Source organism: Pelomonas cellulosilytica, from assembly GCF_021353265.1.
GTDB classification, from domain to species: domain Bacteria; phylum Pseudomonadota; class Gammaproteobacteria; order Burkholderiales; family Burkholderiaceae_C; genus Pelomonas; species Pelomonas cellulosilytica.
In genome coordinates this window covers 298,119-312,087 of record NZ_JAJTWU010000005.1, presented here as the reverse complement: position 1 = coordinate 312,087, position 13,969 = coordinate 298,119, and the positions used below count along the sequence as shown (strand labels likewise).

Annotated in this window: 12 protein-coding genes; 5 read left to right on the top strand and 7 right to left on the bottom strand. The window is 69.9% G+C overall.

Going from position 1 to position 13,969, the window contains the following annotated elements; genetic code table 11:
- Nucleotides 1-49 precede the first annotated feature (49 nt).
- From LXT13_RS14710 to LXT13_RS14700, 3 genes are read left to right on the top strand one after another with little or no spacing between them, the layout of a single operon-like run.
- Nucleotides 50-2,035 (top strand): peptidase U32 family protein, encoded by a 1,986-nt coding sequence (locus LXT13_RS14710; protein WP_233372698.1) that lies wholly within the window; start codon nucleotides 50-52, stop codon nucleotides 2,033-2,035.
- A gap of 58 nt (nucleotides 2,036-2,093) precedes the next feature.
- Nucleotides 2,094-2,672, top strand: coding sequence for a cold shock domain-containing protein (locus LXT13_RS14705; RefSeq protein ID WP_233372696.1), 579 nt, complete (start codon nucleotides 2,094-2,096; stop codon nucleotides 2,670-2,672).
- Between the two features lie 35 nt (nucleotides 2,673-2,707).
- Complete coding sequence (locus LXT13_RS14700) at nucleotides 2,708-3,223, top strand: GNAT family N-acetyltransferase (RefSeq protein WP_233372695.1); 516 nt, start codon at nucleotides 2,708-2,710, stop codon at nucleotides 3,221-3,223.
- 36 nt (nucleotides 3,224-3,259) lie between these two features.
- On the opposite strand, the gene LXT13_RS14695 is transcribed toward LXT13_RS14700, so the two are convergent.
- The 3 genes from LXT13_RS14695 to LXT13_RS14685 all read right to left on the bottom strand — a co-directional run bounded on the left by LXT13_RS14695 (nucleotide 3,260) and on the right by LXT13_RS14685 (nucleotide 7,825).
- Complete coding sequence (locus LXT13_RS14695) at nucleotides 3,260-3,928, bottom strand: glutathione S-transferase family protein (RefSeq protein WP_233372693.1); 669 nt, start codon at nucleotides 3,926-3,928, stop codon at nucleotides 3,260-3,262.
- Between the two features lie 40 nt (nucleotides 3,929-3,968).
- Nucleotides 3,969-6,293 (bottom strand): methyl-accepting chemotaxis protein, encoded by a 2,325-nt coding sequence (locus LXT13_RS14690; protein ID WP_233372692.1) that lies wholly within the window; start codon nucleotides 6,291-6,293, stop codon nucleotides 3,969-3,971.
- A gap of 113 nt (nucleotides 6,294-6,406) precedes the next feature.
- Nucleotides 6,407-7,825, bottom strand: a complete 1,419-nt coding sequence (locus LXT13_RS14685; protein ID WP_233372690.1) for a peptide MFS transporter — start codon at nucleotides 7,823-7,825, stop codon at nucleotides 6,407-6,409.
- 232 nt (nucleotides 7,826-8,057) lie between these two features.
- Between LXT13_RS14685 and LXT13_RS14680 the strand changes: the two genes are divergently transcribed.
- Nucleotides 8,058-8,855 (top strand): hypothetical protein, encoded by a 798-nt coding sequence (locus tag LXT13_RS14680; RefSeq protein ID WP_233372689.1) that lies wholly within the window; start codon nucleotides 8,058-8,060, stop codon nucleotides 8,853-8,855.
- Nucleotides 8,856-8,876: 21 nt separating this feature from the next.
- Here LXT13_RS14680 and LXT13_RS14675 read toward each other — a convergent pair whose 3' ends face one another.
- On the bottom strand, nucleotides 8,877-9,794 hold the full coding sequence (locus tag LXT13_RS14675) for an ion transporter (protein WP_233372688.1): 918 nt from the start codon (nucleotides 9,792-9,794) through the stop codon (nucleotides 8,877-8,879).
- Nucleotides 9,795-9,835: 41 nt separating this feature from the next.
- Here LXT13_RS14675 and LXT13_RS14670 point away from each other — a divergent pair, with 41 nt between their 5' ends.
- Nucleotides 9,836-10,870, top strand: coding sequence for an NAD-dependent epimerase/dehydratase family protein (locus tag LXT13_RS14670; protein ID WP_233372685.1), 1,035 nt, complete (start codon nucleotides 9,836-9,838; stop codon nucleotides 10,868-10,870).
- A gap of 36 nt (nucleotides 10,871-10,906) precedes the next feature.
- Here LXT13_RS14670 and LXT13_RS14665 read toward each other — a convergent pair whose 3' ends face one another.
- Genes LXT13_RS14665 through LXT13_RS14655 form a run of 3 tightly spaced genes read right to left on the bottom strand, consistent with a single transcriptional unit; the run spans nucleotide 10,907 to nucleotide 13,947 of the window.
- Nucleotides 10,907-11,371 carry a DUF4124 domain-containing protein gene (locus tag LXT13_RS14665; RefSeq protein ID WP_233372684.1) on the bottom strand — a complete coding sequence of 155 codons (465 nt, stop codon included), beginning with the start codon at nucleotides 11,369-11,371 and terminating at the stop codon, nucleotides 10,907-10,909.
- Between the two features lie 39 nt (nucleotides 11,372-11,410).
- Nucleotides 11,411-13,645 carry a helicase-related protein gene (locus tag LXT13_RS28810; protein ID WP_233372683.1) on the bottom strand — a complete coding sequence of 745 codons (2,235 nt, stop codon included), beginning with the start codon at nucleotides 13,643-13,645 and terminating at the stop codon, nucleotides 11,411-11,413.
- 41 nt (nucleotides 13,646-13,686) lie between these two features.
- Nucleotides 13,687-13,947: a hypothetical protein gene (locus tag LXT13_RS14655; RefSeq protein WP_233372681.1), complete on the bottom strand. Its 261-nt coding sequence runs from the start codon at nucleotides 13,945-13,947 to the stop codon at nucleotides 13,687-13,689.
- Nucleotides 13,948-13,969 lie beyond the last annotated feature (22 nt).

The following is a 13,969-nucleotide window of genomic DNA, read 5'->3' as shown; positions in this document are numbered from 1 at the left end:
ACTTCATGTTGCACTGCAACTGCAGCGGGATCGTTTCGTAAAATTTGTCATGCACGCCGCAACGACCACCCGTCTCGAACTGCTTGCTCCCGCCCGCGACGCCGACATCGGCATCGAGGCAGTCAACCACGGGGCGGACGCCGTCTACATCGGCGGCCCGGGCTTCGGCGCGCGTGACAAGGCGCCCAACGGCATCGGCGACATCGCGCGGCTCGTGAAGCACGCCCACCGCTTCAACGCGCGCATCTTCGTCACGATGAATACCATCTTGCGCGACGACGAGCTGGAGGGCGCGCGCCAGCAGGCCTGGCAGCTGTTTGATGCCGGCGTCGACGCGCTCATCGTGCAGGACATGGGCCTGCTGGAGCTGGACCTGCCGCCCCTGCAGCTGCACGCCAGCACGCAGACCGACATCCGCACGCCCGAAAAGGCGCGTTTCCTGCAGGACGTGGGTTTCTCGCAGATGGTGCTGGCCCGCGAGCTGGACCTCAAGCAGATCCTCGCCATCCGCGAGCAGGTGCAGCACGCGACGCTGGAGTTCTTCGTGCATGGCGCGCTGTGCGTGGCCTACAGCGGCCAGTGCTTCATCAGCCACGCCCACACCGGCCGCAGCGCCAACCGCGGCAGCTGCAGCCAGGAGTGCCGGCTGCCCTACACGGTGACCGATGCGCAGGGCCGCGTCATCGCGCACGACAAGCATGTGCTGAGCCTGAAGGACAACGACCAGAGTGCCAACCTGGAAGCGCTCATCGACGCCGGCATCAGCAGCTTCAAGATCGAGGGCCGCTACAAGGACATGGCCACCGTCAAGAACGTGACGGCGCACTACCGCACACTGCTGGACACGCTCATGGAACGCCGCCCGGAGCTGGCCTCGACGGGCCACGGTCGCTGCACCTTCACGTTCACGCCCGAGCCCGAGCAGGCCTTCAACCGCGGCGGCACCGACTACTTCGTCAACGGCCGCCAAATCGACATCGGCGCCTTCGACAGCCCCAAGCACGCCGGCATGCCGCTGGGCGAGGTGAAGCGCGTCGGCGCGGCCGACTTCGACCTCGACACCGGCGACGCGACGCGGGTGGTCAACAACGGCGACGCGCTCACGTGGTGGGACCGCCAGGGCGAGCTGCAGGGCGTGCCGGTCAACGTGGCGACGCCGCTTGGCGGCACGGTGTGGCGCATCGAGCCGAACCTGTCGAAAGGCCAGAGCTTTGCCGACATGAAAGAGCTTTTCCCCGGCACGGCCATCAGCCGCAACCGCGACATGGCCTGGGAGCGGCTGCTCGCCAAGCCCAGCGCCGAGCGCCGTATCGCCGTTGACCTGACGCTGGCGCAGGTGGCCGCCGGTTTCGAGCTGACGCTGAAGGACGAGACTGGCGCGAAGGCGGTGGTGCGGCTGCCGCACGCGCACGAACCTGCGCGGGACGGCAAGCAGGCCGACGCGCAGCTGAAGGAGGGCCTGGCCAAGCTGGGCGACACGATCTTCAGCGCCCGACGCGTGCGGCTGGCGATGCGTGGTGAGCCGCTGTTCCTGCCGGCCAGCAAGCTCAATGCGCTACGCCGCGAGGGCATCGCGGCGCTGGAGGCTGCGCGCGACGCGGCGTTCGAGCGCCTGCCGCGCGCCGCGCCCGCCGAGCCGCCCGTGCCCTACCCCGACGACACGCTTACCTACCTCGCCAACGTCTACAACAGCCGCGCCGCCGCGTTCTACGCGCGCCACGGCGTCAAGGTCATCGCCGCCGCCTACGAGAGCCACGAGGAACTGGGCGAGGTGCCGCTGATGATCACCAAGCACTGCGTGCGCTGGAGCTTGAGCCTGTGCCCCAAGCAGGCCAAGGGCGTCACCGGTGTGCAGGGCACCGTACGCGCCGAGCCGCTGGTGTTGAAGCATGGCGACGACACGCTGACGCTGCGCTTCGACTGCAGGCCTTGCGAGATGCACGTCGTCGGCGCGATGCGCAAGAACGTGCTCAAGCAGCTGAAGGCGGAGCCGGTGACGTTCTACAAGGCGCGGCCCGCGGTGCACGCCGGCTGACACGAAGGCCGCGCTGGCGGCATCATGCGCGGACAAGAGTCTTGGTCAGGGAGACCCCATGCGATCGTCCGGCATCCTGCGCTCGTGGAACGACGAACGTGGCTTTGGCTTCATCGCGCCCACGCAGGGCGGGCCGGAGCTGTTCGTGCACATCAGCGCCTTCCCGCGCGACGGCTCCAAGCCGGTCGTCGGCGAGACAGTCAGTTTCGAGCGCGGGCGCGGCGCTGATGGCCGGCCGCAGGCGGTGCAGGTGGTGCGCGCGGCGGTGGGCAGCCGGCCGGCCGTGCCTCGTTCGCCAGCCGCGCCGGAAGCGACCCGGCGCGGCGGCGCCGGCCTGCTGGGTGGCGCGCTGCTGCTGGTGGTGCTCGTCGTTGCCGGCACATGGGGCACCCGGCAGTTCCAGCAGGCCAGCCTGCGCCGGCAGCTGGAGAGCACGCCAGTCACATCGCCGCCCGTCGCGGCGCCCGCCGAACCGGCGACGCCTTTCCGCTGCGACGGCCGCACGCAGTGTTCGCAGATGACGTCTTGCGCCGAGGCGACCTGGTTCATCAACCACTGCACCGGCACGCAGATGGATGGCAACCGCGACGGCGTGCCCTGCGAGCAGCAGTGGTGCACCGGCCCGACCATCCGCTGACCGGGTCGCCACCGTATCACTCCGGAGCCCCGCCCATGCGCTTCACCCACCGCCACGCCGTCGAGGCCGACCTGCCCCGCATCGTTGACATCTACAACGCCGCCGTCGCCACCCGCACCTGCAGCTGCGACCTGGAGCCGATCACCGTGGAAGCGCGGCGGCCGTCGTTCCTGAAGCACACGCCGCATCACCGGCCGCTGTGGGTGGCGGAGGATGCCGACGAGCCGGCGCTGGGCGTCGTGGGCTATCTCGGCTTCCTGCACTTCATGAACGAGCGGCCGGGCTACTTCATGACGGCCGACCTGGCCATCTACCTGCACCCGGCGCGCCAGCGCTGCGGGCTGGGCAGCTACCTGCTCACGCAGGCGGCCAAGGCCGCGCCTTCACTGGGCATCGAGGTGCTGACGGCGACGATCTTCGCGTCCAACACCGGAAGCCTGCGACTCTTCGAGGAGCAGGGCTTCGAGCGTTGGGGCTTCATGCCGCGCGTGGCACGCCTGGAAGGCAGCGAGCGCGACCTGGTGCTGGTGGGGCGGCGGCTCTACGGGTGAGCCGTTTCCGTTCTGGACGTGCCGAGCTGTGCGACGTCAGCTCATCAGGTCGTAAGGCCCGCCCCGCTCCAGCGCCTGTTGGTAGGCCGGGCGCGCATGGATGCGCGCCAGAAAGTCCCTGAGGCGCGAGTACGCGTCCATGGAGCCGCCGCGGGACGCCGCGGCTTCGAGCGGGAAGCTCATCTGCACGTCCGCCGCCGAGAACTCCGCGCCGGCGAACCACGGCCGTGTGCTCAGCTCGGATTCGAGGAATTTCAGCTGGGCGTCGATGTTGGGCTGCACGAAGCTGCCGAGCACCTTGTCGGCGATGCCGCGGGCGATGGGCTTCACGAAGAAGGGCATAGGCGCGCGCTTGATCCTGTTGAAGACGAGCTTCATCAGCAGCGGCGGCATCGCCGAGCCTTCGGCGAAGTGCATGAAGTAGCGGTAGTGCAGCAGGTCCTGCTCGCCGGCGGGCTTCAGGCGGCCGTTGCCGTAGCGGTCCACCAGGTACTCCAGGATGGCGCCGCTCTCGGCAATGGTGAGGCCGCCATCGGTGATGACGGGGCTCTTGCCCAGCGGGTGCACCTGGCGCAGCTCGGGCGGCGCCAGGCTGGTCTGCGGGTCGCGCTGGTAGTGCCGGATCTCGTAGGGCAGCTGCAGCTCTTCCAGCAGCCACAGCACGCGCTGTGAGCGGGAGTTGTTGAGGTGGTGGACGGTGATCATGGACGACAGTGTAGGAACGCCGGCGCCCGTCGTAGGTCGGTCAGAGCGCCATCATCGAGCTCTTGTAGACGCCGCAGCCCACGTAGAGGTCGTCCACCTTGACGACGTAGGACATCTTCTCTTGCGGCGTGCCGGTCTGCGGGTGCGGCATCACGTACTCCACCCAGCCCGGGCCGACCTCGGCCTGCTCGATGATCGTCTGCACCAGCCGCGCGCCCGGCTCGCCGGCCACGTCCTGCACGCGCTGGCCCACGCGGGCCGGGTTGCCGGCGAAGCCGACATAGCGGCCGCCGGCGTCGAGCGCGAAGACGTACATGTCGCGGTCGGACAGGCCGCTGTCGGGCGCGTTGATGAGCCGCAGCAGCGCGTCGCGCCCGCCTGCTTCGCGGCGCAGCGCCAGCGTGCGGTCGACCAGCTCGCGGGCCTCGTCGGCGGTGCCCTGCGGCAGCTTGAACACGGCCACCGATTCGGTCAGCAGCCGGGCGCGGTGCTGCAGCTCGTTCGCCTGGGCGACGGCCTGCTCCACCATCGCGCCGTTGCGCTGCGTCAGCGTGTCGAGCTGGCGGATGGCCGACGTGATCTCGCTGAGGCTGGCGCTCTGCTCGGCGCTGGAGGCCGAGATCTGCGACATATGCTGCGCCACTGCACGCACGCCGCCGGCGATCGCCTCGATGCGCTCGCCCGCGGCCCGGATGAGGCCCACGCCGTCGTTGACCTGGCCGGACGACGTGGTGATGAGCTGGCGGATCTCTTTGGCGGACGCGGCCGAGCGCTGCGCGAGCGTGCGCACCTCCGCCGCCACGACGGCGAAGCCGCGTCCGGCTTCGCCAGCGCGGGCGGCCTCGACGGCTGCGTTGAGTGCGAGGATGTTGGTCTGGAAGGCCAGCGAATCGATGACGCCGACGATCTCGTCCATGCGCCTGGCGCCGGCCGCGATGGCCTCGATGGAGGCGACGGCGTCCTTCATGCCGGCGGCGCCCTGCTCGGCCGTCTCGCGCACCTGTTGGGCGGACGCGTCGGACGACTGCGCGGCTTCGGCATTGACCTGAACGGTGGACGCCAGCTCCTGCACGCTGGCCGAGGTTTCCTCCAGGTTGGCGGCCTGCTGTTCGGTGCGCTCCGACAGCGCCTCATTGCCCCGCACGAGCTGGTCGCCCGAGCCCGACAGCAGTGCCGCGTTGCTGCGCACGGTGGCTACCATGACGGCGATGTTGTTGACCATGACCGACATGGCCCGCGACATGTCGGACAGCTCGTCTCGCCCCCGGAACCGCACCAGGTGCTTCAGGTCGCCCTCGGCGGTGCTTTCCATAAAGAGCAGTACCTGGCGCAGGTCGGCCAGGAAGCTGATCTGGAAGGCCAGCATCAAATAGATGAACAGCAGCAGCACCACGCCCGAGCCGCCGGCCACCAGCCAGGCCTTGCGCACCAGATCGCCGCGGCGGCCCTGCAGCGCCTGGCGCATCGCGTCGTTCACGTCGCGCTGGTATGCGCCCAGCACTTCGACGACTTTGCCCGTGTCGGCAAAGTAGCGCTCGGCCTCGTCGGTCCGCATGCCGGGCTTGAAGCGCTGGCGGTGGTCTTCCACCAGCTGTTGCACGGCCGTGGCGGCTGCGTCGAAGCTGGCCGAGGTGAAGCCCTTCTCGGCCAGCAGGCGCTGGCTGTTGCGCACGTCGCGGGTGCTGGCTGCGAGCTCCTCGATCAGCAGCGCCATGGTGGCCACGTCGGCGGTGTCCGCGCCGGGCGAGCTGAGGATGGTGGCGCCCCGGCCGCGCACGAGGCCCAACTGGTCGCGCCAGCTGGGCAGCCGCGTGACGGCCATGTCCATCAGCAGGTAGGTCAGCGGGTCGGGGTCGTAGAGTAGGTTGGAGCGCTCGGCCAGCTCGTAGGTCAGGCGCGACATCTCTTCCACGAGCCCGCTGTGCAGGCTGAAGCTCTTGCTGGCCGGCACGCCCTCGAGCTGGCCGACCAGCTGGCGCAGTCGGTCCCGCAGCTCGGGCCAGGCGGCGGGTGCCGTCGCCCCGGCGGCCTGCATCGAGGCGTCGAGGGCCTGCAGGGCCTTGTCGAGGTCCGCACGCACGGCGTCGCGGCGGCCGACCAGCGAGTCCTCGCCCAGCAACACCATGTTCGTCAGCCCGCGGTGGGCTTGCAGTGCCCGCGTCAGCGCACTGGCCTGCTCGACCCAGCCGATGCCTTCCAGCTCGGTGGCTGTGAGGTGCAGTTCGTCGCGGTTGCTCAGCAGCATCATGACGACGATGCTGACGAGCGGCACGGCCGCCAGCACGAACAGCACCGTCAGCTTGGTGCCGAAGCGCAGCTGGCGCACGGCCCACATGCCGGGGTGGAGCAAATCCCTTGCGCGCATGAAACACCTCCCTGAACCGGCCAATGTGCCAGGGCGGGTGCCGCGCTGCCGTTCGATTGCAGCGGCCGCGCGTGATTCAAGTCACGCCAGCCGCCGCCTGCACGGGCCGCGTGTCAGCGGCCGCTGTCGTCGTCGGGCGCCAGCAGCCTGCCGAACACCAGCTTCACCGCCAGCAGCCCGGCGCCGGCCGCGGCCACTAGGGCCGCATGCAGAAGCCAGAACTGCGAGCCGGGCATGACCTCCAGCAGCCCAGCCAGCCAGCCCACGAAGCTGTTGCCGAAGAACAGGTGCAGGTAGTACACACCGATCATCAGGCCCTGCAGCCCGCGCGGCGCGGCCCGCGAGAACAGCGCCAGACCCACCGGCATGATGTTGGCGAAGCCGATGTCGTTGACCAGCGTGTACGCGAAAGTCCACAGGATGCTGATCTTGGCGCCGCTGGCCTCGATGGCCATCGCCGGGATCAGCAGCAGCGCCGGTGCGCCGGCGGCGACGAAGGACCCCAGCGCCATCTTCGTGATCTCGTCGGGCTCGGTGCGCCGCGTGGCCCACCAGCGCCAGAAGGCCAGCGACGCCAGCATCGTCAGCGTGCTGACTAGCGCGTCCACCGCCTGCAGCCACGTCACCGGCACCTCGAAGCCGCCGACGTTCATGTCCATGTGCTGCTGCGACCACAGCGGGTAGGCGTTGTTGAACTGCTGGTTGCCGACGATGGACAGCATCAGCAGCGGCAGGATGGCCACCAGCAACACCACCTTCAGCGCGCCGCGCCGGCCCAGCGGCGGGCGGCCCTCCGCCTGGGCGGCCTGGCGCTTCGTCTCGGGCGGCAGCCAGCGGCGGCCGGCCAGGTAGACGACCAGCCCGATGAGCATGCCCACGCCGGCCGCGCCGAAGCCCCAGTGCCAGCCCACGCGCTCGCCCAGCGTGCCGCAGACGATGGGCGCGGCGATGACGGCCACCTGCACCGCCAGCATGAAGATCTGAAAGGCACTCGCGCGGCGCTTGTCACCCGGCGCGTACAGGTCGCCCACCTGCGCGGCGATGTTGCCCTTGAAACAGCCCACGCCCAGCAGAAGGCAGCCCAGCGCCGGCAGCAGCGCTGTCTCGAAGGCCATCAGGAAGTGGCCGGAGGCCATCAGCAGCGCGCCGAGCACGACCGTCCTCGTACGGCCCAGCACACGGTCGGCCAGCAGGCCGCCGAACAGCGGCGTCAGGTAGACGAAGCCCGTGTAGAGGCCAAACACGGCCGAGGCCAGCTGCATCGGCGAGCGCGGGCCGGTGACGCTCTCGATGGCGTGGCGCAGCGCCTCGATGCCGGCCACCTGGCCGATGTGCTGCGGCAGGAACAGGTAGTTGCTGAGGTAGAGCACCAGCAGCGCCTGCATGCCGTAGTAACTGAAGCGCTCCCACAGCTCACAGAAGGACAGCCAGCCGAGGCCGGCGGGATGGCCGAGGAAGGATCGATCGTGGCGGATGCGCGGGTCGCTGCTCGTGGCGGCGCCGGCCTCCGGGGTCAGGGTGGTCGGGGTCAAGGGATGGTCCGGGATCGGGAAAAGCCGCGACTGTCGGCCCTCGTCGCGCGACTTGCAATGGGCAGTGGCCCCGGGGATAGTGGGCGCGGTGGGGTGCCAACGCGTTGCAGGCTGGTCCGGGAGCCGCGCTGCCGCCGTCGCGCGTGCGCGATGCGATGATCTCCCTAACTTTCCCATGCGACGGACGACTCCTCTCCCCACCTGGTGCTCTAGCCCTGCCTGGCGGCGTTGGATGCCTGTGGTGGTGCTGGCGGCGGCGTGGATCGGCGCACCGCTGCGCGCCCAGTCGGCCGAGCGGTTGCCGGCGCTCAACAGCTATGCCCAACCACCCTTTACGCTGACCGATGACCGTGCGGGCGGCCTGGCCGCGCGGCTGCTGGCCCAGCTCAACGACGAGTTGGCCCCGGCGCTCGCGTTCCAGCTTGAAGCGGTGCCGCGCCGGCGACTGGAGATGGCGCTCGACGGCGGCGCCTTCCGGGGCCTGGCGCTTTTCCTGGCGCCAGAGTTCCTACCGCCGGCGGTGCTGGGCAAGGGTGAGCGCTGGTCGGCCCCGGTCATGGTGGACGAGAACCTCATCGTCACCGTGCGACCGCTGGACGTGCCGTCGTTGGACGCGCTGCGCGGCCTGCGGCTGGGGGGCATCGTCGGCCATGTCTACCGGGTGCTGGGTCCGCGCATCGAGGCCGGCGAGATCGAGCGGGATGACGCTATCGACCATGTCGCCAACCTGCGCAAGCTGTGCCTGAACCGGGTGGACTTCGTCGTCATCAGCCGCTCGGAGCTGGCTGGCACGGCGCCCCTGGCAGGCTGTGCGCGGCCGTTGCGCTTCACGCCCTTCCCGCAGCCGCAGGTCATCGTGCGCCGCGTGCTGGTGCGGATGGCGGACGAGCGGACGGCGCAGGCCACGGTGGACGCAGTGGGTCGCGCGGCATGCAGCGAGCGCTGGCGCGCGGCGCTGGCCGTGTACGGCTTGTCGACCGCGGGCTGTACGGCCCGTCCCGCCGGGCGCGGCAGCGACTCGGGCGGCTGAACGGCGGCACGGGCCTGGGCGCTACCCGGGCCGCTGACCGGGCGTGGACGGGTCGGCCAGCGTCGCGTCGTGCTGCCAGGGCGGCAGCGGCGCGCCGCAGTCGCGGCAGAAGCGGGCGCTGGGCAGGTGGCCTTCGCTCAGGCATTCATGGCATGTGCGCGTGGTGGGCGAGCGGCCGAAGCGCTGCGCCGTGAACTCCGCGCTGACGATGCCGGTCGGTACGGCCAGCGTGCCCCAGCCCAGCAGCATCATGGTGGACGCGATGACGCGGCCGAGGTCCGTCTTGGGCGTGATGTCGCCGAAGCCCACCGTCGTCATCGTCGTGATGGCCCAGTACACACCCACGGGGATGCTGGTGTAGCCGTTCTCTGGCCCCTCCACGACGTACATCAGCGTGCCCATGATGGTCACAACCATCAGCACGAACACCATGAACACGAGGATCTTGCGCCGCGACGCCACCAGCGCCCGACCCAGCAGGCCGAACTCGGTGACGTAGGCGCCGAGCTTGAGGATGCGAAACAGCCGCAGCAGGCGCAGCAGCCGCACGTCGATGAGGGCATGCAGCCCCGGGACGAACACGGCGATGTAGGTGGGCAGCAGCGCCACGAGGTCGATGATGCCGAAGGCGCTGCGCGCGTAGCGCAGCGGATGGCGCACGCAGACGAGGCGGGCGATGTACTCGACGGTGAAGGCGACGGTGAAGAACCACTCCAGCGCCGTCAGCAACGCCCCGTGGCGGTCATGCACGCTGGCGACGCTGTCCAGCACGACGACGGTCGCGCTGGCCAGGATCAGCGCCACCAACACGAGGTCGAACAGCCGGCCGGCCCGGGTGTCGGCCTCGAAGATGACTGTGTACATCCGCAGCCGCCAGCCGCCGGGGTTGCGAGCGGGCTCGTGCGCTCCGGCCGGTGGGCGCGGGGACGGGGTGTTCATGCGGGGCATGCTATGTCACGGCCCGCCTGGACAATGTCGTGATGCTCCCCCCTCGTCGCATCCTCGTCACCGGCGGCAGCGGCTACATCGCCGGCGTGCTGATCCGCCAGCTGCTGGCCGGTGGCTGGCAGGTGCACACGACGCTGCGCGACCTGGCGCGCGAGCCGGCGCTGCGCAGCCTGCTCGGCGCCGCGGACGGCGCGATGCGTGACCCGCTGCGCTGCTTCGTCGCCGACCTTCGGTCAGACGCCGGCTGGGCCGAGGCCGCGGCGGGCTGCAGCCACGTGGCCCATGTCGCGTCGCCGCTGCCGGTAGGCGTGCCGCGGGATGCCGACGAGCTCATCGTGCCGGCCCGCGACGGCGCGCTGCGCGTGCTGAAAGCCGCGCGCGATGCGGGCGCCGAGCGCGTTGTCATGACCTCCTCCGTTGCCGCCGTCGCCTACGGCCACGGCCCCGGCGAACACCACCTGACCGAGCGCGACTGGACACGGCTGGACGTGCCGGGCATCCCGCCCTATGTGCAGTCCAAGACCATCGCCGAGCGCGCCGCGCGCGACTGGGTGGCGCGCGAGGGCGGCGGGCTGGCGTTCTGCACGGTGAATCCGTCCGTCGTGCTGGGGCCAGTGGCCAGCGCGGACTATTCGGCCAGCGTCGTGCTCGTGCAGAGCCTGCTGCAGGGCCGCCTACCCGCCGTGCCGCGCATCGGCTTCGGCGTCGTCGACGTGCGCGACGTGGCCGACCTGCATGTCCGCGCGCTGACGGCGCCGGGCATGGCCGGCGAGCGTTTCATTGCCTGCGGCGGCTTCCTGTGGCTGCGCGAGATGGCGGCCATCCTGCGCAGCGAGCTGGGCGATGCGGCACGCAATGTGCCGACGCGCGAACTGCCCGACTGGGCGGTCCGGCTGTTGGCGAAGTTCAGCCCTGCCGTGCGGGCCGCCACCAGCGAGCTGGGCGTCGTGCGGCACCAGGATGCAAGCCATGCCCGCGAGGTGCTCGGCTGGGTGCCGCGGCCGCAGCGGGAGACGCTGGTCACGACGGCGAGGGATTTGATGGCGCTGGGAGTGGTGCGGCGTTGAGAGCTCGCATCGAACCCGGGCAGCCCCCTACCGCCTTCACTCGCAGCGCAACGTGCGGTAGGCCTTTCGCAGCTCAAACACCTGCCTTTGGGCTGCGACCAGCTCAGCACCGGCTTTGGCGGCTCTCTCAGCGGCTTCCGCAGCAGGCAGTCGTTGGTCCAGCAAGCGGCATTGCCTTTGATCGGCGGCGCTCAACCGCTGGCGTCTCCCAGCTTGATCGAACTGCTTTGCATCCATGCCGGTCAGCGGTTGAGCAGCATCCGCAACGGTTTCTCTGAAACGCTCGTTGCGGACATCCCGACCCTGCAGCTCTTGTCCCGTGGACTTGTTCAATCCGCGAGTCGGCTCGACGTCCACCTTCTTTGCGCCCAGGCATGGTTCGTCGGAGTAGATGACCTTCCCCTCCGACTCGCAGCGGTAGACCGTACGGCTGGGATGGGGCAGACCCTGTGCGATGGCCATGGTGTTGAAGAGCAGCAGGGCAAGCGGCAGCACTTTCATGGGCGATCCTTCAAGGTCGGACCGACATGCTAACGATGCCTAACGTCCCCGCCTCTGCCACAACGCCTTCTTCCCCTTCAACTGCCGCTCGATGCCGTCATTCAGTCGGCCGCGCAGGTCGATGACCTCCTCGACATGGCCGTACACGCCCGGGAAGCGCAGGTCCAGCCACAGCCACAGCGTGCATATGCGCAGCGCCTGCTCCATGCGGTCCAGGCGGCCATGCTGGTCGTACTCGTCGAGGAAGTGCGGCTCGCCGGCGTTGCCGGTGCGCGCGTGATTCAGCACCCAGTTGCCGAACTGGTCCACCAGCGTCGGGAGGCGCGAATCCACCGGTGCCTGCGCATACTTGAAGCGCTCGTTCAGCGGCAGCGTGCCGGCGTTGCGGTCCAGCATCTCGGCCAGCTCCAGCATCTGCTCCAGTTCCGCCACCGCAAAGTGGGCATCGTCCAGTCGCAGCTGCTGCATGAAGATGCTCAGCACCGCGTAGAGCTTGTTCACGCCTAGGCGCCGCGAGATCGTGTCGACGTGCCGCCAGTTCGGCGCCACCGGCGCCTTGAAGTCACGCGGTGCCCGCGGCTCTTTGGGCAGCAGGCTGCGCAGCGTCTTCATCGCGTCCGCCTCGGCCTCCTTCAGCACGCTGACGAAGCCCTCGTCGTGCATGCCGTAGCGGCCCGCGCGACCGGCAATCTGGTGCACCTCACTGACGCTGAGTTCACGGTCACCCACGCCGTCGAACTTGGTCAGCGTCGAGAACAGCACGCGGCGGATCGGCAGGTTCAGGCCCATGCCGATGGCGTCGGTAGCCACCAGTACGTCGCTCGCGCCGACGGCAAAGCGTTCAGCCTCGCGGCGGCGCACCTCCGGCGGCAGTGCACCGTAGATGACGCTGACGGCGTGGCCGTCCTGCGCGATCTGGTCGCGCAGCATCAGCACGTCGCGTCGGCTGAAGGCCACTACCGCGTCGCCCGCGTGCAGGTGGTTCATCGGCACCGGCGCGGGCATCAGCTGCACCTGCTGTTTGCGTTCAAAGAAGCGCTTCTCGGGCTTCTCGCCGCACAGCTGCAGCAGCCGTTCGATGGCCGGGGCCGCGTAGGCCGACGCGATGATGACCAGCTCGCGCGCTGGCACGCCGACAATGGCCTGCGTCCACGCCCAGCCGCGCGAGTCGTCGAAGATCATCTGCGCTTCGTCGACCACGGCCACGTCCACCACGTCGCGCGTGTTGACCATCTCGATGGTGCTGGACACGACGCGGGCGTTGTCGGCCGGCACGCTCTCTTCGCCGGTCAGCAGCGAGCAGGGCACGCCGCGGCCCACGAGCCGGTCACGTCCCTCCAGCGCCAGCAGCCGCAGCGGAGCGAGGTAGGCGCCGTCCAGCGCCTGCGCCAGCCGCTCGAAGGCCGCATACGTCTTGCCGCTGTTGGGCGGGCCCAGGTAGAGCGTGACCTTGCGGCCCAGCTTGCGCGCCGTGTCGAAGCTGTCCGGGTAGCCCTGGAAAGCCAGCTCGCGGCCCAGGCTGGCCATCGTGCTCTGTTCCTCCACCTGCTGCTCCCAACGATCCTGGGCGCGGGTGAGCGCGGCCTTCAGGTCGTCGAAGGGCATGGGCACGCCGCACTCGGCCTGCAGCCGCGGTAGCAGCGACGCGAGTTGCGTGCTGTCGGCCAGCGCCTCGCTGCGGGCGACGAGGTGGTTCAGGTGCAGTGCTAGCTCGGCGGTGTAGGAGTACTCGGGCGCCTGGCCCAATGTGTGGCGTAGTGCAGCCTGGTCGCCATCGCGGAAGAAGGCCCACACCGGCGCCTCGGGCACCGGCACGCGGTGCGACAGGTCGATGCGCCAGCCCTCATGCGCCAGCGTGATGGGATGCACGCACAGCCGCGTGAACACCAGGACTTCGCGGCGCAGCCCGAGCGATTCGAGCTGGTGCAGCCGCTGCTGCATCAGCGCGCGCAGCGTGTTGGCCAGCGGTGTGGCGTCCAGCTGGGCCAGCGCGACGGGGATGTGCGCCGGCAGGATCCATCGGCTCGGCCGCGCGCCGCCGGCCGCCTTGGAGACCTGGATGGCGCCCAGCCGCTCCAGCGCGTCGTCCGTGCCGTCGTCGAGGTCCGACGGCGTCAGCGTCTGCGGCAGCGCATACGCCGCCTGGCGGATGCGGGCCCAGTCTTCAGGCGTCAGGCTGTCCGGCAGGCGCGACGCGTGGCGGGGTTGGGGGAGGGGAAAGGCAGGCGGCGGCGCCTTGGCCGGCTTGGCGGCTTGGGGAACTTCGTGATTCACGGCCGGAAGTGGAACACAGGCGCCCGGCCGCCGGCCTACCACTACGGCTGCACTCGACTCAGGGCGCCCTCGCCGGTGCGGTTCAGCAGGGCCGTGAGGTGCTTGCACACGTTTTCGCCCGTGGTAGTCAGGCGCAGCGTGCCGCCCTGCCATTCCAGCCAGTGCAAAGCCACGTAGTCGTCGATGTGGGCCTCATCGATCTCGGACGCGCGCCGCTGCTTGAGCAGGTTCACGGTGGCGAGCAACCGGTCACGGAGCACGTCGCGTGGCGTGACCGCTGGCGACGAGGCGGATGGGGTCATCGAGATCTCCGAAGAAGGATCA